The sequence below is a fragment of the Burkholderia sp. KL41 genome, from assembly GCF_057005415.2.
Genome location: NZ_CM174446.1, coordinates 502,673 through 521,996, shown reverse-complemented (window position 1 = coordinate 521,996; position 19,324 = coordinate 502,673). Strand labels below are relative to the sequence as shown.

Sequence of the window (19,324 nt, the reverse complement as noted above, 5' to 3'; positions counted from 1 at the left end):
AGGTGCGGCAGGCCGGCAAACGCGAGACGCGTTACTGCCGCGTCTCCGACTGCGCGGCACTCGGGCACGCGGGATCCTTGCCCCAGTGACCTTCGCAGACGCGCCAGCGGCACAGTTGATCCTCGAAGAAACCGCGCTCCGAACATTCCTTCACGCGCGACGCCAGCGAGCCGGCCGTCGCGGCCGTCTTGGTCGGCACGGCCTGCGCCTTCTGCGCGGCGAGTTTCTTGTCGGCGGGCTTCGTGCGCGCGACGAGCGCCGCGAGCAGATCCGCATCCGGATCGTCCTTCCCGGCCGCCTTCGCACTCGCGGTGCGGGTCGACGTCGCGTCGCGACGCTTCTTCGCCTGCGCGAGCTCGGCCTGCTGATCCTTGCGATGCTTGCGGGCCTCGGCCTTTGCGTCAGCCTTGGTATCGGCCTTCGTGTCGGTCTTGCCGTGCGCCGCGACCTTCGCGTTCTTCGCTGCGTCGGCCTTCGCGGTCTTGGTCGAAGCAGCAGCAGCGGCGGCGGCAGCAGCAGCCGCACCGGCCGTGGCCGTGCCCGATGCATCGTCGGCGCCGTTGGCGAGCGCACGCGACAGGCGGCTGTTGTCCGCGGCGGACGCGGACGATGCGGAAGCAACGGTTCGGGAAGCTGCGTCGTCGTTGACGATCGTGGCCGGCTGCGCGGCGGATGCCGCATTTTGCGCGACCTGCACGGCAGCGTCGCTGGCCGCTGCGGCCTTCGCCGGCGCGGCGGCCGCGGGTGCAGCCTCGGCCGTGACGGCGGCGGCCTGCTCGCTCGAATGCTGCATGCGCCATGCGCCCCAGCCACCGACGGCAACCACCAGTGCAACGACGGCCGCGATCGGCGCCTTCAGCGAACGGCGCGGCGGTTCGGCCTGCCGCGTGACACGTCCTTCCAGATTCGCGAGAATGCGCGACTGCTGAGCTCCGTCGCCTGCCGGTTTGGTATCGGACAGCAGGCTGGGCGGAGTTTTCGAATTTGAATTTTCCGGCGCACTCATTCAGCGTCTCATTGAATCCTGGTTTAATTCACCGCGATAATATAGCCCGGCCTCTCGAAGCAGCCTGATTCTAAGAGCAAGCATTGCAAAACACAATCAATTCCAATTTCCGGGGATTTCGTTGATTGCCGTCGCACTCGTCGCCTATTTCGCCCTTGCCGTAGCAGTTGCGGCACTGTTGCTTTTACCGGGTATCCGCGCGACCGTTTTCGAATCCGTCGCCCAGTTTCACGGCCGTCTAACACGCCGTGCGAACGATCGCGCCGCGCGTACGCGAAGTCAGATTGTTAAATCGGCAAGCGTTACGCGCGGTGCTTTAAACGATGTGCAAAATTTACTGGTTCGGCGGCGCTTGATGATTATGGTATCGGCAGGTATTCTTGCGACGCCGCCATTGGTCGCCATTGCGTTACGCGGCCGGCAATTGTTCCAGTACGACGACACGGCGCGCGTGCCCGACGAGAAGATCGCCGCCCTGCTGCAGGGCGAACAGCTCGTACCGCCCCCGCCGCTGCCGCCGGAAGTCTTCGCCACCAAGGAAGTCGAACAGGTACGTCCGGCGCTGAAGGATGCGAGCCGCGACTGGAACCTGCTGGATCCGGATTTCCGTACGCGTTTGCTGCTGGTCTACAAGATCATGCACGAACAATATGGATATGAAATGGCGTTGCTGGAAGGTTACCGGAGCCCGGAACGGCAGAACCGGCTGGCGGCAATGGGCGGCAACGTGACCAACGCGGCGGCCTTCCAGAGTTATCACCAATTCGGGCTGGCGGCCGACAACGCATTCCTGCGCGACGGCAAGCTGGTCATTTCCGAGAAAGATCCGTGGGCGATGCGCGGCTACCAGTTGTACGGCCAGGTCGCTGAACAGGTTGGCCTGACCTGGGGGGGCCGCTGGAAAATGATGGATCTCGGGCACGTGGAATACCATAAACCCGGTTTTAAACTGGGACGCGGCAGCTAGCCAGGGCTGCCGGACAGGAAATAATGAGGGCGGCATGGGGCTTTTTAATATCCCGGCAGGAAACGATATGGGCGGCGCAAAAAATCATGCATTCCGGTGCGCGATTTTTTCCGGCCGCCGCTTCCGTTTTAAATCTCACAGCGTCCTTTCGTTAATGCGCGCGCCTTCTCCGATGCCGCGGGCGCATTGATGCCAGCCCCCTTCATCCCGTTTGACAGCATGGCGACACATCGCGGCGCCACCCTTGCCGCTCGACGCGCCTGCGTCGCCTCACCGAATCGCACCGGAACCTGAACGTCCTATGCAACGCATCCTCAACGTGCTGACTCATCCGCGTACGCTCTCGATCGTCGGGATCGTCGCGCTAGCGGCCATCCTCTTCATCGTCGCCGACATGCTGCAGCTGCCGCTCCTGTGGGCGGCGATCGCGTTCGCGGCGATCCTCGCGCTGTGGCTCGTCGTCGCGCTGTGGCGCCGCTGGCGCGTGAAGCGCGCGAACCAGCAGCTCGGCCAGGTGCTGGAGGAGCAGGCGGAAACCGGCAAGATCGCCGCGCCCGCCGCCGCCGCGCTCGCCCCCGACGCGAAGACAGCCGACCTCGACGTGCTGCGCACGCGCCTGTCGGACGCGGTGAAGACGATCAAGACGTCGAAGATCGGCCAGGTGTCGGGCGGCTCCGCGCTGTACGAACTGCCGTGGTACATCGTCATCGGCAACCCGGCCGCGGGCAAGAGCAGCGCCGTGCTCAATTCCGGCCTGCAGTTCCCGTTCGCGGACAAGAACAGCGCCGTGATCCACGGCATCGGCGGCACGCGCAACTGCGACTGGTTCTTCACGACCGAAGGGATCCTGCTCGACACGGCCGGCCGTTATTCGGTGCACGAGGAAGATCGCAGCGAATGGCTCGGCTTCCTCGGCCTGCTCAAGCGCTATCGCCCGAAGGCGCCGATCAACGGCATCATCGTCACCGCGAGCATCGCCGAACTCACCGGCAACCGCCCCGAATTCGCGATCAACCTCGCGAAAAACCTCCGCCAGCGCGTTCAGGAGCTGACGGAGAAGCTCGAGGTGTTCGCGCCGGTCTACGTGATGTTCACGAAGGCCGACCTGATCACCGGCTTCACCGAATTCTTCAGCAGCAGCGACAAGCACGAGTACGACCGCGTGTGGGGCGCCACCCTGCCCTACGAGCCCGACGACAAGCGTGACGTGGTCGCGCAGTTCGACACGCACTTCGAGGAACTGTACGAAGGGCTGAAGGAAATCAGCGTCGCGCAGCTGTCGCTGTCGCGCGGCAACCAGCTGTCGCCGGGCCAGCTGAGCTTCCCGCTCGAATTCTCGACGATCAAGCCGTCGCTGCGCGCGTTCCTCGCGACGCTGTTCGAGAACAACCCGTTCCAGTACAAGCCGATCTTCCGTGGCTTCTACTTCACCAGCGCGTTGCAGGAAGGCGAAACCAACAGCGCGGCCGCGCAGCGCATCGCGCAGCGCTTCGGCCTCGACGGCAGCGCGCTGCCGAAGCCGCACAGCGCGTTCTCGAAGAACGGCTTCTTCCTGCGCGACCTGTTCTCGAAGGTGATCTTCGCGGACCGCCAGACGGTGCGGCAGTTCGCGAGCCCGACCAAGACCCGGTTGCGCTACGCGACCTTCTTCGGCTTCGTCGCGGCGCTCGCGCTCGCGCTGGGCGGCTGGACCTGGTCGACGATCGGCAACCAGCAGCTCGTCGCGAACGTGCAGGCCGACCTCGACAACGTCACGCGCCTGCAGCAGGGCCGCAACGACCTGCAGTCGCGCCTGCAGGCGATGGACATCCTCGAGGACCGGATCGAGCAGCTCGAGCAGTTCCGCCGCGACAAGCCGGTCTCGGTGTCGCTCGGCCTGTACCAGGGCGATCGTCTCGAGCAGCACCTGCTGACCGAGTATTACAACGGCGTGCGCCAGATCCTGCTGGCCCCCGTGTCGCAAAATCTCGCGTCGTTCATGAAGGACGTGAACGCGCACCCCGAGCAGCTCGTGCCGATGACGCGCCCGCCCGAATCGGGCGCCGTGCAGGGTGGCGCGATTCCGGTCTCGACGAACGCGGCAGGCGCCGCGCCGCAGGCCGGTGCCGCACTGGCCGCGTCCGGCACCGCGCCGGCCGCAGCGCAACAGCCGGCCGCTCCGCAGGGCGGCCTCTACAGCGACGCGTCGCCGACCAACGTGCAGGACGCGTACAACGCGCTCAAGACGTACCTGATGCTGTCCGACAAGCGTCACGTCGAACAGGCACACCTGACCGACCAGCTCGCCCGCTTCTGGCGCGGCTGGCTCGAGACGAATCGCGGCAACATGCCGCGCGACGAGATGATCAAGAGCGCGGAGCGCATGATCTCGTTCTACCTGTCGCGCGTGAACGACGACGACTGGCCGATGATCGACGCGAACCTCGCGCTCGTCGACCAGACCCGCGAGAACCTGCGCCGCGTCGTGCGCGGCATGCCGGCCCGCCAGCGCGTGTACGAGGAAATCAAGGCACGCGCGTCGACCCGCTTCGCGCCGATGACCATCGCGCGCATTGTCGGCGACGGCAACCAGGGGCTCGTGGCAGGCAGCTACGCGATTCCGGGCACGTTCACGCGCGAAGCGTGGTTCGACTACGTGCAGCCGGCGATCCGCGACGCGGCGACCAAGGAACTGCAGGCGAAGGACTGGGTGCTGAACACGTCGACGCAGGACGACCTGACGCTCGAGGGCAGCCCCGAGCAGATCCAGAAGACGCTCGTCGGCATGTACAAGACCGAGTATGCGCAGCACTGGCAGAAGTTCATGCAGGGCATCGCCGTGCAGGGCTTCAGCAGCTTCGGCCAGGCCGTCGACGGGATGAACCGCCTCGGCGACCCGCAGGATTCGCCGATCCGCAAGATCCTCGAGACCGCGTACGACCAGACGTCGTGGGACAACCCGTCGCTCGCGAACGTGACGATCAAGAAGGCGCAGACGGGGGTCGTGAACTGGGTCAAGCAACTGTTCTCGCGCTCGCCGGCCGGCCAGGTGGCGGCCGCCAACATCGACATCAACGGCAATCCGGCCGAGGTGCCGATGGGTCCGATCGGCCAGGAATTCATCGGGCTCGCGCGGATCGTCGCGGTGCATGACGGCACGTCGATGCTCAAGGGCTACATGGAGTCGCTGTCGAAGGTCCGCACGCGCTTCAACGTGATCAAGAACCAGGGCGACCCGGGCCCGGGCGCGCGCCAGCTGATGCAGCAGACGCTCGACGGCAACGGTTCGGAACTCGCCGATTCGCTGAAGCTCGTCGACGAACAGATGCTGACCGGCCTCACCGATTCGCAACGCAAGTCGCTGCGTCCGCTGCTCGTGCGGCCGCTGATGCAGGCGTTCGCGGTCGTGATCCAGCCGGCCAGCGCCGAAGTCAACAAGGTGTGGAACGCGCAGGTCTACCAGCCGTTCCAGAACTCGCTCGCGACGAAGTACCCGTTCGCGGCGAGCGCGAAGGTCGAGGCCGGCGCCGGTGAAATCGCGCAGGTGTTCGGTCCGGACGGCTCGATCGCGAAGTTCGTCGGCACGACGCTCGGGCCGCTCGCGGTGCGCCGCGGCGATACCCTCGCCGCCCGCACGTGGGGCGACATGGGCATCGGCCTCACGCCGGACTTCACGAACGGCTTCGCGCGCTGGGTCGCGCCGCTCGCGGGCGGTGCGGCAGGCGGTGCGGCCGCGTCGTCCGAGCCGCAGACGGTGTTCCAGATCCTGCCGCAGCCGAGCACGGGCACGACGGAATACACGATCGCGATCGACGGCCAGCAACTGCGCTACCGCAACACGCCGCCGCAGTGGACCAACTTCGTGTGGCCGAACCCGCAGGGCTCGCCGGGCGCGACGCTGTCCGCGACGACCTTCGACGGCCGCACGGTGCAGCTCGTCAACGAGCCGGGCCGCTACGGCCTCGAGAAGCTGATCAACTCGGCGCAACGCAAGCGCCGTCCGGACGGCACCTTCGACCTGACGTGGACGCAGGGCAGCGTGAACGTGTCGGTGACGATGCGCATCATCAGCACGTCGCAACCGTCCGGCGGCGGGGGCAGCGACCAGCCGCAGCAGCAGAGCCTGCGCGGCCTGCAGCTGCCGTCGTCGGTCGCCGACGCGAGCGCGGGCGCCGCGCAGAACGCGACCCAGTCCGGCACGGGTACGCCGGGCGCAGCGCCGGCCGTCGCGGCCGCCAACGCAACGAATGCACAGGGGGCGCAATGACGCAAACCGTACAGGCGCAAATCGCCTACTTCGGCAAGATTCCGTCGCGCGGCGACTTCGTGAAGAGCCCGCACAATCCGCAGTTGCTGCAGACGCTCGACCGCTGGATCGCGCAGGCGCTCGAACTGCTCGCGGAAGATCCGCGCTGGAAGCTCGTCTACGAGGATGCGAAGCCGATGCATTTCGCGTTCCTCGGCTCGCGCAGCAAGCTCGCGATCGCGGGCCACATGGTCGCGAGCCACGACGTGTCGATGCGCCGCTTCCCGTTCCTCGGCGCAACGGCGCTCGAGGTCGACCGGCCGCTCGCGTTCCTCGCGCGCAGCCCGCTGGCGTTCGCGCGGCTGTGGTCGCGCGTCGCCACGCAGATCCCGCCGCTGCTGGGCAAGGACGAGCCGCCCGGCGCGCTGCAGGCGCTCGGCGACACGCAGGTGCCGATCGACGTCGGCGGCCCCGGCACGTCGCATGACGGCACCTTCAACGATTTCGTCGAACACCAGTCGCTGTACGGCCTCCAGGAGATGCTGCTCGACAGCGGTCATCCCGTGCGGCTGCGCGGCGCGATGCTCGCGCTCGGCTCGCTGCTGCGGCCGGTGATGCAGAGCGGCTCGTCGCACATCGAGCGCGGCCTCACGCTGCCGCTGCCGGTCGATCCGTTCTACCGCAGCCTCGTCGCCGCGTTCTGGCTCGAACTGATCGCGCCGTTCGTCGCGCAGGCCGACTTCGAGCTCGCGATCTTCATCGGCACGATCGCCGAGCGCGAACGGCTCATCATCGGCTTCAACGGCGCGTCGGCCAAGACGCTGCTGAGCGTCGTCGACCCGCAGACCTACGCCGCCCACAACATCGACATCGACGATCCCGAGTGGATCGACGCCCATGCGCAAAACGATCACCAGATCAGCAAGCTCGTCAGCTACCTCGACCAACCGCAACTCTCGCTGCGCGTCGCCATCGACGCGTTCCGCGAAGCGTTCATCGGAGGCTGACGGGATGCATCGCATGAATCACGTCCTCGCCGCCCTCCTCGCCTCCGGCCTGTTCATCGGCAGCGGCACGGCTTTCGCGCAGAACACGGGCGCGACGGTCACGCCGATCGGCAACGGCACGGTCGCGACGACCGCGCTGCCCGCGAACACCGGTGCCGCACCGGGGACGGCGTCAGGCGCCGTCGTGCACGGCACGGCCGGCACCGCGAGCACCATCACGCCGCCGCCCGCAGCCGCGACACCCGGCCAGGTGGTCGTCGGCGGCAAGGTGCCCGACGAGGCGACCAAGGCCGCCGTGCTGCAGAAGCTGCGCGATACCTACGGCGCGACGAACGTCGTCGACCAGATCGAGGTCGGCGACGTCGCAACGCCGCCGAACTGGAGCGCGAACGTGCAGAAGCTGCTCGGCGCGCAGCTCAAGCAGATCAGCAAGGGGCAGCTGAAGATCAACGGCACGCAGATCGAGATGAAGGGCGAGGTGCACAACGAAGCGCAGCGCCAGCAGCTCGCGAGCGACATGGCGAACACGCTGAACCCGACGTATACGATCAGGAACGGGCTGCGCGTATCGGCATCCGAACAGGGCGTGCTCGACCAGACGCTCGCGAACCGGACGATCGAGTTCGAGACGGGCAGCGCAACGCTCACGCCGCAGGGCAAGCTGATCCTCGACCAGATGGCGGCCGCGCTCGCGAAGATGCAGAACCGCACGGTCGACATCATCGGCCACACCGACAACTCGGGGAACCGCACGTCGAACATCGCGCTGAGCCAGGCGCGCGCGGATGCGGTGAAGGGTTACCTGATCACGAAGAGCATCCCGCCGCAGCAGATGACGACGACGGGCGTCGGGCCGGATCAGCCGATCGCGCCGAACGATACGGCGGACGGGCGGGCGCGGAACCGACGGATCGAGTTCCGGGTGGGGCAGTAAGCGTAGAGGGATGTCACGGGCCGCTTCGTGCGAAGCGGCCCGGCAGGCGACGGGCGGCGGCAGCGATGCGCCGCCCGTTTCGCGTTTACGACTGCTCGTCCGGCCTCACGCCCAGCAGTTCGCGAATATGCGACAGCGAGCCGTCGTCCTTCACGACGCTCTCGAGCCACTTGTGCAGCGGCATGTCGGCCCATTCGGCCGCCTTGTCGGCAAGATACGCGACCGGGCTGTGCGGCTCGGTCTGGCGGAAATAGCGGGCGACCGCGCGCAACTGGTCGACGGCCTGCGCACGGTTCTGGATGCCGGCGATCATCTGCGTCACCGGGGCGCGCGGAACGGGCTGCGGCTGCACGTGAGTCTCCTCGGTCTGAATCGGATTGCCGAACACCGGCTCGATGCGCTCGGGTTGCGCCTGCGGTGCCGACTGTGTGTGCGGCGCGCTGCCCGTATAACCCTGCTCGCGCGCAAAGCGCTCGGCGAGCCGGTACACGGTCTCGAACGCGTCGCGCGCCTGCCGGAAGCTCGGCGCCGAATCGCCCGCGCGCTCGACGAGCCGCTCCTCGAACGCATCGAGCGCGAATTCGAACGCCTTCAGGTTCGCGAGCAGCGCCGTGTAGAACGCGATCGACGTCACGCGCCGCGACGAATCGATCTGCTCGATCGACGGCTTGCCGCGTGCGATGTCGTCCGCGTGTTCGGGGTCACGCTTGATGGCCTGCGCGACGTGCTGCGCCACTTCCCAGTCGAGCGTGCTGAACGCGTTCGACGCGCCGTCCGTCAACGGCACCGCGCGCAGCAGCTCGGCCGTGCGGCCGGACAGCCACGCGACGTTGCCGAGCCGGTGCTCGATGTCGTCGTCTTCGGGCAGCGGGTGCACGGTGTCCCAGAAGTCGCGGCACAGGCCCTCGAGCAGCGCATAGCCTTCGGTGAGGCCGGTGATGCCGTCCTCGAGCGCGAGCGCCTCGGTCAGCCACACGGCGAGCCGCAGGTCCTTCGTGCGCGTGCGCAGCAGCTCGCCTGCGTGATCGACGACGAAGCCCCAGTCGGCCTCCTTGATCTCGGTCACCCATTCGCCCTGGTCGAGCGTCGGATCGTCGTAGCGCCGCGCGTCCTGGATCGCGTCGAATTCGTTCGAAAACAGCAGGTCGTCGCCGCTGGGCGACGCATCGCTGATCGGCGTCAGCAGCTCGGGGAGATTGATCGGCATGGTTTCAGTTCATCAATGCTGGGTGATGCGCGGCCGCGCTCATTCGACGGTGTACGTGAATTCGCCGGCCTCGTCCGCGCGCACCGCGATGCGCGCGATGGCCGCGCCGTCGGCGATCCGGCCGAGCACGTGGCCCGCGATCTCCGGCAGCAGCGTGCCGTTCAGGATATGGTCGACGTTGCGGGCGCCCGAATCGACTTCGGTGCAGCGCGCGAGCACCGCGTCGACAAGCGACTCGTCCCATTCGAACGCCGCCTTGTGGTTCGCCTCGATCCGGCGGCGGATCCGCTCGAGCTTCAGCTCGATGATCTCGGCCAGCACGTCGTCGGAAATCGGGTAGTACGGCACGACCTTCATCCGCCCGAGGAACGCGGGCTTGAACGTCTTGTACAGCTGCGGGCGCAGCGTCTCGGCAAGGGCATCCGGATCGGGCAGTTCCTCGGCCGGCTTGTTCAGGCACGCCTGCATCACCGCGGCGGAACCGACGTTCGACGTCAGGATGATCAGCGTGTTGCGGAAGTCGATCTCGCGCCCTTCCGCATCGTCCATCGCCCCCTTGTCGAACACCTGGAAGAACATCTCGAGCACGTCGGGGTGCGCCTTCTCGACCTCGTCGAGCAGCACGACCGAATACGGGTTGCGGCGCACGGCCTCGGTCAGCACGCCGCCTTCACCGTAGCCGACGTAGCCCGGCGGCGAGCCCTTCAGGCCCGACACGCTGTGCGCTTCCTGGTATTCGCTCATGTTGATCGTGACCATCTTGCGCTCGCCCCCGTACAGGATGTCGGCCAGCGCGAGCGCCGTCTCGGTCTTGCCGACACCCGACGGCCCGACGAACATGAACACGCCGCGCGGCTTGTTCGGATCCTCGAGGTTCGCGGTCGCGGTACGCACGCGCTGCGCGATCGCGTCGAGCGCATGGTCCTGGCCGATCACGCGCGCGGTGAGCAGCGGCTGCAGGTTCAGCACGGTGTCGATCTCGTCCTTCACCATCCGGCCGAGCGGAATGCCCGTCCACGCGGCGACGATCTCGGCGACGACATGGCCGTCGACCTGCAGCGGCACCATCGGCTCGCCGCCCTGCAGCGCGTGCAGCGCCGCGACGCGCTCGGCGAGCTTGTCGCGGGTCGCCTGCACGTCGACCGGCTGGCCGTCTTCCGACGGGCCGCGTGCCTTGTCGAGCGTGTCGCGCAGTTCGGTGATTTCGGCGACGATCACGCGCTCGGCTTCATAACGCGCTTCGTCCTTCGCCAGTTGTTCGAGCGCCGTGTCGCGCGCGCCGCGCAGCTCGCCGAGCCGCTCGTCGTGCGCCGCGCCGCCGGCCGCCTCGCGCTCCAGCGACGCGATTTCCGCGTCGATCCGCTCGATGCGCTTCTTCGTGTCGTCGATCGCCGCCGGCGTCGCGCTGTGCGCGAGCGCGACCTTCGCGCACGCGGTGTCGAGCACGCTGATCGCCTTGTCCGGCAGCTGGCGGCCGCTGATGTAGCGGTGCGACAGACGCACGGCCTCGGTGATCGCATCGTCGAGGATCCGCACGTTGAAGTGCTTTTCCATCAGGCCGGACATCCCGCGCAGCATCGCGGCCGCGAGCGGCTCGCTCGGCTCCTCGACCTTCACGACCTGGAAGCGTCTCGCAAGCGCCGCGTCCTTCTCGAAGTACTTCTTGTATTCGCTCCACGTCGTCGCGGCGATCGTGCGCAGCTCGCCGCGCGCGAGCGCCGGCTTCAGCAGGTTCGCCGCGTCGTTCTGGCCGGCCTGGCCGCCCGCGCCGATGATCGTATGCGCCTCGTCGATGAACAGGATGATCGGGTGCGCGCTCTTCTTCACCTCGTCGATCACGCTCTTCAGGCGATTCTCGAACTCGCCCTTCACGCTCGCGCCGGCCTGCAGCAGCCCCATGTCGAGCACGTGCAGCGCGACGCCGCGCAACGGCGGCGGCACGTCGTCGGCCGCGATGCGCAGCGCGAGGCCCTCGACGACCGCCGTTTTGCCGACGCCGGCCTCGCCGGTCATGATCGGGTTGTTCTGGCGGCGACGCATCAGGATGTCGATCGCCTGGCGGATCTCGGCTTCGCGGCCGATCACCGGGTCGATCTTGCCGTCGCGTGCGCGCTGCGTGAGGTTGGTCGTGTACGTGTCGAGCGCGGGCGTCTTCGACGGACCCGCCGCGGGCGCCGCGCCGTCGGCTGCCGGCGCGAGGCCGCCGTCTTCCGTATCGCCCTGGCGCGGTTCGGCCTCGCTCGATCCGGCCATGATTTCGTCGAACTTGTGCTTCAGGTCCGTCACGTTCACTTCCGCGAACTGCGACGACATCCGCTGCGCGAACTGCGCGAGATCCGGCGCGGTCAGCAGCGCGAGCAGCAGGTGCCCGGAACGGATGCGGCCGAGCTGCGAATCGAGCGACGCGATCAGCCACGCCTGCTCGAACAGCGCGATCAGGTGCACGGAAAACACCGGCGTGCGCGTGTTGCCGGTCTTCAGGCGCGTGAGCTCGCGCTCCAGATCGGCGCGCAGCGCATGCGGATCGACACGGCTCGCGCGCAGCGCGAGCGGCAGGTCGCCCGCCGGCTCCTCGAGCAACGCGAGGAACAGGTGCTCCAGATCGACTTCATAGTGGCCGCGCGCCAGGCACGCGCTCGCCGCACGCTCGGTCGCGTGGCGGCACAGCGGGTTCAGTTTCGTGATCAGGGTCTTCAGAGGCGTGCTCATGGCGTCGATCTCAGGTTCGATTGCGTGTTTGTTGTCGTTCGGAATCAGTGAATCACGTGCAGTTCGTAGCGCGCGTCGGAGCGATCCTCAAGCGCGTCTCGCGTGCACAGGAACGCGTCCCAGCCGAGCCGCGAGCCGGCGCCGAGCACGCTCGCGCCGACCTCGGTGCGCTTGAGCACGAGCTTCACCTCGTATTCGAGCGTGACGCCGGCCAGCAGCGTCAGCATCCGCTCCAGTGCGATGGCCTGCGCGCCGCCGGGCAGGAACGCCTCGTAGTCGCGCTTGGACAGCGGGCCGACGACGATCCGCGCGCGCATGTCGCGCTGCCATACGCGTTCGCCGACCAGCGCCGTCGCGCCGAGCACCGCGTTGACCTCGCCGAGCACGCTCAGCTGGTCGGGCGGCACGTCGTACCACTTGCCGACGAACTGGTCGATCTTCACCGGCACGCGGAAATAGTCGGACAGCGTGCGCTGCAGGTATGCAGCCGACATCGGCCGGTGCCGCGCGGCCAGCGCATAACCGGCAACGGCCTCGTCGAGCACGCCGCCCACGCCGGCCGCGAGGCTGTCGCGCACTTCGTCGCTCGGCACGCCCGCGATCGCGAGCAGCAGCGGCAGATAACGTTCGTCGCGATCGAGCTCGTAATGGAACGGCAGCCGGTATTTCTTCCACGCGGCATAGAACAGCGCGGTCGCTCGGTTCGAGAACACGTCGAAGAATGCGCGCGCCGCGTGGTCGCGCTTCAGATGCTCGCGCGCGATGATCTGCTCGGTGTAATGCAGCGGCAGCGCGCCCTGCCCGCCCAGCAGCCCGAAGAACGCGGGCGTCAGCTCGACGTGGCCGAGCTCGCCGGCCGCGAGCGCGGCGCCGCGCTGCTCGTCCGTCTTCAGTTGCGTGCCGTCGCCGTCGAACGAGCGCGCGCCTTCGATCTCGCTCGGCGGAAAGCCGAGCGACAGCGTGTTGCGGAATTCGATGCGCTGCGCGACCACGTCGCCCTGCCGCCACGCGCCGGGCGCATCCGACGCCTGCCGCGCGAACAGCCCTTCGAGCACGCGCACGGCCTGGAAGAACTCGAAGCGGTGCGGTTCGTCGAGCAGTACGTCGACTACGCCAGGATCGATTCGCCGGTCCGGGGCTTGCATCGGATGATCTCCTCGCCGGTGCGCTTCGACACGACGACTAGTTGAACGAAACTGTTGAGGTGGACGTACAGCCCGAAGAAGCTGTCGAGCACGCGCACGAACGAGGCCAGGCTCGCGCCGACGAAGTGCTCCTCGTCGATCGTCAGGCGGATCTCGATGCCGCGCACGAAGGTCGCGAACGGCTTGCCGGGCAGCCACTGCACGGCGCCGCGCTGCTCGACGCCGGCGAGGCCGTCGATCTGGCGCATCGACACGGCGGTGCGCCGCAGGTCGTACAGCGTCAGCATTTCCTTCAGCGGCGCGAGGCCGTGCGCGACCAGCGACACGTGATTGAGCGCGAGGTGCGACACGAGCCGCCAGTGCGCGGCGCGGCCGCGCTCGAAGCGCACGCTCTGCGTCGGGCGGCGCAGCATCGAGATGCCGCTCGTCTGCGCGCCACCTTCCTGGAACAGGTCGCCGCCGTCGAGCCCGAACGCGAGCATGGCCGGCAGGTCGCGGTTCGTGCAGGTGAGGTCGAGGCTCAGCGTGTCGGTCTGCGGCGACGTCGGCTCGAAATCGATGTCGACGATCGAGATTTCGGTTTCATAGCCGGGGCTCTTCTGCGCGACCCAGTCGTTGCGGCGCGCGAACCAGTAATGGCCGATCCGCGCCGATTCGCCGTGATGCAGCGAGTAGAACGGCCGGAATTCGATCACCGATTCCTCGTGCGCCTGCTGCCTGACGAGCTTCACCGAATCGATCGAGTACACCTCGTATGCGAACGCGCGCCGCGCCTCGGCGATCACCGGGTAGGACACCGCGCGGTGCGTGATGCGGATCGGCTCGCCGTGCTGGCGGAACAGGTTGACGATCGGCGTGCAGAACAGGCGGAAGTGGCTCGCCGTCAGCAGCTCGAGCAGCCGCGCGACGTGCGAATCGCTGCGCACGTCCTGCAGCACGAGATGCAGCGTCGCCCGCTGGCAGCGGCCCGTCGCGCGCGCGATCGCCGCGATGTCGAAGTCGACGAAATCGAACTTGTCGGGGAACGCGAAGTATTCGGTAAGCAGGCGATACGCGGGATGCGATTTCGCCGGGTAGTCGATCAGCGCGTCGTCCTCGTCGAAGCCGGCGTGCGCGATCGGCAGCTTGCGCAACGCGGTCCAGCGGCCGTTGCGTTCGGGCTCGACATACGCGCCGAGCACGTTGACGAACAGGCAGTCGGTCAGCGCGGCGACGAACGACTGCTCGCCGTGCAGGTGCGCGCGCAGCGTCGGCAGCTTCAGCGCTCCGAGATCGAGCTGCGCGGCGAGCGACTCGAACGTGATCGAGATCACGCCCGTCGCGTTCGACGGCAGCACCGTCGCGCTCGGCGCGAGCGCGACCGGCGTGTAGCGCGCTTCCGAGATGCGGATCGGCGCGAGCGTCACGTCATAGGCGGTGCGGAACCGGCACTGCACGCCGCGGATCGGGCGGCTCTTCAGCTCGGTACCGCGATCGATCACGACCGGCTCGGTCTGCTGGCCGGGCGAGGCCGGCGTGAACTGCGCGATCGAGCACGACGGGAACGGCCGCAGATAGTGCGGATAGAGCACTTCCAGCAGCGCTTCGGTGAATTCGGGGTAATCGTCGTCGAGCTTCTTGTTGATGCGCGCACCGAGCAGCGCGAACGACTCGATCATCCGCTCGACGTGCGGATCCTCGCAATGCTCGCCGGACAGCGCGAGCCGCGCCGCGATCTTCGGATAGCGTTCGGCGAAATCTCGCGAATAGCGCCGCAAAAACGATAATTCGCGCTCGTAATACGGCAGCAATTCTTCCATCGACGACCCCGAACCTCAATATTTCCTGCCGGACCCTGAACCATCACCGGGCGGTCCGGCCCGCTCGGCGGCTTGATTTACTGCATTCTAGCGGCGCGTGCGCGCGTGACCGAATACTGCAGCGTCGACGGCTGCAGCATCGCGTCGAAACTCACCGGCTCCTCGGCCGGGTGCACGACGAGCAGCGCCTGGATCGCGAAATAAAGCGCGTTGGTGGCCTGCTCGTTCAGCTCGAACGTCACCTGCACCTGCTGCAGGCGCGGCTCGTGGCGCGCGATGGCCTGCTGGATCGACTTGCAGATGAACGCGCGGTCGTAGTGACTCGCCAGGCTCAGCCCTGCAAAATCGTTCAGCCCGTAGGTCAGCACCGACTTCTGGCACTCCGGCAGCGCGGCCAGCTCGTTCTCGGTGTGGGCGATACGGGTGTTGAGGATCGCCTCGACGTCGCGGGCGACCGTGTTCTTGAGCTCGTCCAGCGACAATTGCCGCATCGCTGCCGACGCCGGCAGGTGCGGTTCGTCGTCGAACAGCTTGTCGAGAAAACTGGGTTCGAATCGTTTCATAAGGGCCTGTTTCCGCTAATAACGGGCTTGCGAACGTGTGTTGCCGGTCGTAGTGCAAGGAGTGAGGAGCGCCGTTTGGCCGAGCCAAACGCCCCGAAGGAAGTCCCCTTGGGGGACAAGCGACGAACGACGCCGCAATACGGCCGGCAACGCACGTTCCCCTGTTTGAAAAAATCATTCGTGGGGCTGGCCCCCAGAAGGGCCGATCGCCGCGTCACGCTCCTCGCGAATACGTCGAGTATTCGCTTCGTCGCAATCCTTGCGCTCGGCCCTTCTGGGGGCCAGCGCAAGCCCGTTATTAGCGGAAACAGGCCCTGATTCACAGCGAAAACGGCAACGGGACGACGAGCGCCCCGTTGCCGCAACCGACCTTAGACCGCGTAGGTCTTGTCGTTCTTCGTCAGACTCCAGGCGCCTTGCGTGTTGCCGCCCTGGTTGCCGCCGATCTTCTGCTGGGTTTGCTTCCACTGCACGGCTGCGTACTTCAGCGAGAACGTCTCGAGCGGCAGACCTTCCTCGCGAACGCTCGGGGCGATGCTCGAGATGATCACGTACTTGAGCTTGACTTCCAGATACTGCACGCGCTTGCCTTCACCGTCAGCGCGCGAGAAATGAACCGTCACCTCGTCGAACGTGGTACCGCCCGAAGCGTGCTGGTACAGCAGCGGGCTCGACGAATCGATTTCCTTCGTGAAAATCATGTCGCCGTGCTCGCAACGCGTCATCGTGTGACCGCCAGCGGTCGATGCGGTTGCCGAACGCGGCTGAACGATCGAGTGATCCCACGATTTCAGTTCGATCCAGCCCTGGTGGTCCTTGTCCGCGGACTCGCCCTTCACCGCGGGACTACCAAACTGCAAGTGCATATGTAACATGGCCCTTCGACTCCCCAAAGAGGTGGTTTTAACGTCCTACCCAGGCGGCCCGCCCGGGCGATTTACTCGCTTATGAATTTGCCGGTTTGGGCAGATCAGCGACAAGTCGCAGAGAAATCGAGAGTTCGTCGAGCTGAAAGTGCGGGCGCAGGAACGCGACCGAACGATACGAGCCCGGCTTGCCCGGAATCTCCGACACTTGTATGGATGCCTCGCGCAGCGGGAATTGCGCCTTCTGTTCCTGCGACGCGTTGTCGTCGAGCAGGACGTACTGCGAAATCCACCGGTTGAGGAAAGTCTCCACGTTCTGCGCCGATGCGAAGCTGCCGATCTTGTCCCGCATCATCGCCTTCAGGTAGTGCGCAACGCGCGACACCGAGAAGATGTACTGAAGCTGGGCGGACAGGACGGCGTTCGCATTCGCGCTGTCGGTGCTGTATTTTTTCGGTTTCTGCACCGATTGCGCGGCGAAAAACGCAGCGTAATCCGAGTTCTTGCAATGAACGAGCGGAATGAAGCCGAGGTCGCTCAGTTCCTTCTCGCGGCGATCGGTGATCGCGATTTCGGTCGGGCACTTCAGCGCGACTTCACCGTCGTCGGTCTTGAACGTGTGGGTCGGCAGGTCCTCGACGAGGCCGCCGCCTTCGACGCCGCGGATCGCCGCGCACCAGCCGAAGTCGTCGAATGCGGCCGTCAGGCGTGCGGCGAACGCCCACGCGGCGTTGCACCACAGGTACTTGTCGTGGTCGGTGCCGTCGACGTCTTCGACGAAGTTGAAGTTCTCCGCGGTCTGGCCGTCCTTCGGATTGAACGGCAGGCGACCGAGGAAGCGCGGCAGCGTCAGGCCGACGTAGCGCGAATCCTCGGCGTCGCGGAACGACTTCCACTTCGCATATTCGACCGTGTCGAACACCTTGCCGAGATCACGCGGCTTGCCGAGGTCGGAGAACGACTCGAGGCCGAGCAGCTCGGGCGACGCCGACGCGATGAACGGCGCATGCGCGGCCGCCGCGACGTGCGACATCTGCTCGATGAAGTACATGTCTTCCGGCTGGCGCGAGATCTCGTAATCGCCGATCAGCGCACCGAACGGCGAACCGCCGAACGTGCCGAATTCCTCTTCGTAGACCTTCTTGAACAGCGCGCTCTGGTCGAATTCGCTCGCGCCCTTGAAGTCGCGCACGAGGTCGCGCTTCGGTGCGTGCAGCGCCTTGATCTTGATCGTCTGGCCGGTGTTGCTTTCCTTGACCAGATAGTCCATCCCGCGCCACGTGCTTTCGAGGCGCTGGAATTCCGGTGCGTGCATCACCGCGGAAAGCTGCGTGGAAATCAGGCGGTCGAGTTCCGCGACGCGCGCGTCGATCGTGGCCGACAGGTTGTCCGACACGATCACCGTGCCGTCGAGCACCTGGTGCACGAGTTCGCCGATCAGGTCCTTCGCACGCGCATGCTCGGAATCGGATTTCGCGACCTTGCTCTTCTCGACGATGTCGTCGAGCAGCGAAGTCCCGGCGGCGTATTCCGCGCCGCTCGCTTGGGCCGCAGCCGTTTGCTGGTTCATCTCAACACTCCGTCGTCATTCGCCGTCTTTGTCGCCGCCGGTGCCCTTCGCGAGCTCCTGCAGCTGCTGCGTGTTCTTCAGCACCTCGGACAGCAGATCCTCGAGCTTGTCGTTGCCGGCGAGCTTGTTGCGCAGGTCGGCGAGCTTCGAGCGCGCCTCGAGCAGGCGGCGCAGCGGCTCGACCTGTTCGACGACTTCGTCCGGGCTGAAATCCGACAGCGAACGGAACTTCAGGTCGACCGCAAACTTGCCGCCCCCCTCGCTCAGGCGGTTTTCCACCTGGAACGCGGCACGCGGCTCGATCGCCTTCATCACGTCGTCGAAATTGTCGCGATCGATGTTGACGAACTTGCGGTCGCGCAGCTTCGGCTGCTCGATTTCGGACTGGCCCGCCAGATCGCCAACGACCCCGACGACGAACGGCAGCTCCTTCACCTCGATCGCATCGCCCTTCTCGACCTCATAGGTCAATTGGACGCGCGGCGGCCGTATTTTCTGCAAGCTTTTCTGAATGCTTTCTTTCTTGGCCATCTCGACGGCTCCCAGGTTAGTTGTGGTTATCGCGTCAGTTGCGGTCAGTTAGTTGCGCAGTGCGCCGAACGGATCGCCGCCCTTCGCCGCGCCGCCCGACGACGTGTTCGTCGGCGGCACCGTAGCGGTGGTTTCAGCACCCGGTGTCGTGACCTTCTTGTGCACGACCGTGCGGGTCTTCTTGATTCGGCCACCGGTGCGAGTATTCGTCTCCGGCGGGAACAACGCCGATTCGCCCAGCGTGTCGCGCAGTTGCTTCGCGAGCGCCTGCGCATCGGACTTCGCGTCACCCGCGAGCGACGAATCCTGACGCAGCTCGCCGAGCGACTGCGTCGCGATCCGCAGGCCGGCCACGGCCAGCACGCTCTTCGCCTGACGGTCGGTCGCGTCGCGCTGCAGCGCTTCCTGCGCGGCAACGATTGCCTGACCGTAGTGGTTCTGTGCGAACTGGATTTGCGCGATGCGCGACCACGGCTCCTCGCGCGTCGGATCCGACTTCGCGAGCTGCTGATACAGGCCGAGGGCCTTGTCCTGGTCCCCCGCCTTCGCAACTGCGTCCGCATCGGCCAGCGACTTGTTGAACACCTCTGCAGTCGGCGGCGCGGGAGGCTGGCTCGCACAACCGGCGATCACGCCGCAAGCCACTACTACCCCAGACAGTTTTGCGAAGAGACGGTCTTTCATCGTTATATCCACCGGCGCGTGAGTTTTAAATCGTTGAGAATCTGGTTCTTTTGCTTTGCAAGAAGCGCGCGGGTATAGTACCGATCAATTTTTCATAATTCAATCGTCGTG

14 protein-coding genes are annotated in these 19,324 nt (G+C 66.3%); 4 read left to right on the top strand and 10 right to left on the bottom strand.

Annotation, left to right across the window (positions count from 1 at the left end):
• Positions 1-31 precede the first annotated feature (31 nt).
• The gene (locus tag PQB87_RS02540) at positions 32-1,006 is read right to left on the bottom strand and encodes a phage tail protein (protein WP_489242527.1); all 975 of its coding nucleotides are present in this window, start codon (positions 1,004-1,006) and stop codon (positions 32-34) included.
• A gap of 121 nt (positions 1,007-1,127) precedes the next feature.
• On the opposite strand from PQB87_RS02540, the gene PQB87_RS02535 reads away from it, so the two are divergent.
• The 4 genes from PQB87_RS02535 to PQB87_RS02520 all read left to right on the top strand — a co-directional run bounded on the left by PQB87_RS02535 (position 1,128) and on the right by PQB87_RS02520 (position 8,139).
• A complete protein-coding gene (locus PQB87_RS02535; protein ID WP_021161809.1) occupies positions 1,128-1,973 on the top strand; it encodes a M15 family metallopeptidase in 846 nt (281 codons plus the stop codon).
• Positions 1,974-2,274: 301 nt separating this feature from the next.
• On the top strand, positions 2,275-6,219 hold the full coding sequence (gene tssM, locus PQB87_RS02530) for a type VI secretion system membrane subunit TssM (protein WP_489242526.1): 3,945 nt from the start codon (positions 2,275-2,277) through the stop codon (positions 6,217-6,219).
• On the top strand, positions 6,216-7,205 hold the full coding sequence (gene tagF, locus PQB87_RS02525) for a type VI secretion system-associated protein TagF (protein WP_027788508.1): 990 nt from the start codon (positions 6,216-6,218) through the stop codon (positions 7,203-7,205). The genes tssM and tagF overlap by 4 nt, the downstream gene beginning before the upstream one ends.
• 4 nt (positions 7,206-7,209) lie before the next feature.
• Positions 7,210-8,139, top strand: coding sequence for an OmpA family protein (locus PQB87_RS02520; RefSeq protein WP_489242525.1), 930 nt, complete (start codon positions 7,210-7,212; stop codon positions 8,137-8,139).
• A gap of 85 nt (positions 8,140-8,224) precedes the next feature.
• On the opposite strand, the gene tssA is transcribed toward PQB87_RS02520, so the two are convergent.
• The 9 genes from tssA to PQB87_RS02475 all read right to left on the bottom strand — a co-directional run bounded on the left by tssA (position 8,225) and on the right by PQB87_RS02475 (position 19,213).
• Complete coding sequence (gene tssA / locus PQB87_RS02515; protein WP_059699704.1) at positions 8,225-9,346, bottom strand: type VI secretion system protein TssA; 1,122 nt, start codon at positions 9,344-9,346, stop codon at positions 8,225-8,227.
• Positions 9,347-9,385: 39 nt separating this feature from the next.
• A complete protein-coding gene (gene tssH, locus PQB87_RS02510) occupies positions 9,386-12,055 on the bottom strand; it encodes a type VI secretion system ATPase TssH (protein ID WP_059498631.1) in 2,670 nt (889 codons plus the stop codon).
• 44 nt (positions 12,056-12,099) lie between these two features.
• The gene (gene tssG / locus PQB87_RS02505; protein ID WP_153487788.1) at positions 12,100-13,200 is read right to left on the bottom strand and encodes a type VI secretion system baseplate subunit TssG; all 1,101 of its coding nucleotides are present in this window, start codon (positions 13,198-13,200) and stop codon (positions 12,100-12,102) included.
• Positions 13,164-14,999 (bottom strand): type VI secretion system baseplate subunit TssF, encoded by a 1,836-nt coding sequence (tssF, locus tag PQB87_RS02500; RefSeq protein ID WP_489242524.1) that lies wholly within the window; start codon positions 14,997-14,999, stop codon positions 13,164-13,166. Before tssF ends, tssG begins: the two co-directional genes overlap by 37 nt.
• Positions 15,000-15,076: 77 nt before the next feature.
• Positions 15,077-15,562: a type VI secretion system baseplate subunit TssE gene (gene tssE, locus PQB87_RS02495; RefSeq protein ID WP_006477092.1), complete on the bottom strand. Its 486-nt coding sequence runs from the start codon at positions 15,560-15,562 to the stop codon at positions 15,077-15,079.
• Positions 15,563-15,933: 371 nt separating this feature from the next.
• Positions 15,934-16,437, bottom strand: a complete 504-nt coding sequence (locus tag PQB87_RS02490; RefSeq protein WP_006477093.1) for an Hcp family type VI secretion system effector — start codon at positions 16,435-16,437, stop codon at positions 15,934-15,936.
• 70 nt (positions 16,438-16,507) lie between these two features.
• Positions 16,508-17,998: a type VI secretion system contractile sheath large subunit gene (gene tssC / locus PQB87_RS02485; RefSeq protein ID WP_006477094.1), complete on the bottom strand. Its 1,491-nt coding sequence runs from the start codon at positions 17,996-17,998 to the stop codon at positions 16,508-16,510.
• A gap of 15 nt (positions 17,999-18,013) precedes the next feature.
• Positions 18,014-18,529 (bottom strand): type VI secretion system contractile sheath small subunit, encoded by a 516-nt coding sequence (gene tssB, locus PQB87_RS02480; protein ID WP_027788514.1) that lies wholly within the window; start codon positions 18,527-18,529, stop codon positions 18,014-18,016.
• 48 nt (positions 18,530-18,577) lie between these two features.
• Positions 18,578-19,213, bottom strand: a complete 636-nt coding sequence (locus tag PQB87_RS02475) for a tetratricopeptide repeat protein (protein ID WP_489242523.1) — start codon at positions 19,211-19,213, stop codon at positions 18,578-18,580.
• Between the last annotated feature and the right edge of the window lie 111 nt (positions 19,214-19,324).

What these genes read in the sequence shown, in the direction of transcription:
- tssF (WP_489242524.1), bottom strand. Translation starts at nt 14,999, where the DNA reads ATGGAAGAATTGCTGCCGTATTACGAGCGCGAATTATCGTTTTTGCGG.
- tssM (WP_489242526.1), top strand. Translation starts at nt 2,275, where the DNA reads ATGCAACGCATCCTCAACGTGCTGACTCATCCGCGTACGCTCTCGATC.
- tssB (WP_027788514.1), bottom strand. Translation starts at nt 18,529, where the DNA reads ATGGCCAAGAAAGAAAGCATTCAGAAAAGCTTGCAGAAAATACGGCCG.
- PQB87_RS02490 (WP_006477093.1), bottom strand. Translation starts at nt 16,437, where the DNA reads ATGTTACATATGCACTTGCAGTTTGGTAGTCCCGCGGTGAAGGGCGAG.
- tssH (WP_059498631.1), bottom strand. Translation starts at nt 12,055, where the DNA reads ATGAGCACGCCTCTGAAGACCCTGATCACGAAACTGAACCCGCTGTGC.
- tssG (WP_153487788.1), bottom strand. Translation starts at nt 13,200, where the DNA reads ATGCAAGCCCCGGACCGGCGAATCGATCCTGGCGTAGTCGACGTACTG.
- tssE (WP_006477092.1), bottom strand. Translation starts at nt 15,562, where the DNA reads ATGAAACGATTCGAACCCAGTTTTCTCGACAAGCTGTTCGACGACGAA.
- tssA (WP_059699704.1), bottom strand. Translation starts at nt 9,346, where the DNA reads ATGCCGATCAATCTCCCCGAGCTGCTGACGCCGATCAGCGATGCGTCG.
- tagF (WP_027788508.1), top strand. Translation starts at nt 6,216, where the DNA reads ATGACGCAAACCGTACAGGCGCAAATCGCCTACTTCGGCAAGATTCCG.
- PQB87_RS02475 (WP_489242523.1), bottom strand. Translation starts at nt 19,213, where the DNA reads ATGAAAGACCGTCTCTTCGCAAAACTGTCTGGGGTAGTAGTGGCTTGC.
- PQB87_RS02520 (WP_489242525.1), top strand. Translation starts at nt 7,210, where the DNA reads ATGCATCGCATGAATCACGTCCTCGCCGCCCTCCTCGCCTCCGGCCTG.
- PQB87_RS02540 (WP_489242527.1), bottom strand. Translation starts at nt 1,006, where the DNA reads ATGAGTGCGCCGGAAAATTCAAATTCGAAAACTCCGCCCAGCCTGCTG.
- tssC (WP_006477094.1), bottom strand. Translation starts at nt 17,998, where the DNA reads ATGAACCAGCAAACGGCTGCGGCCCAAGCGAGCGGCGCGGAATACGCC.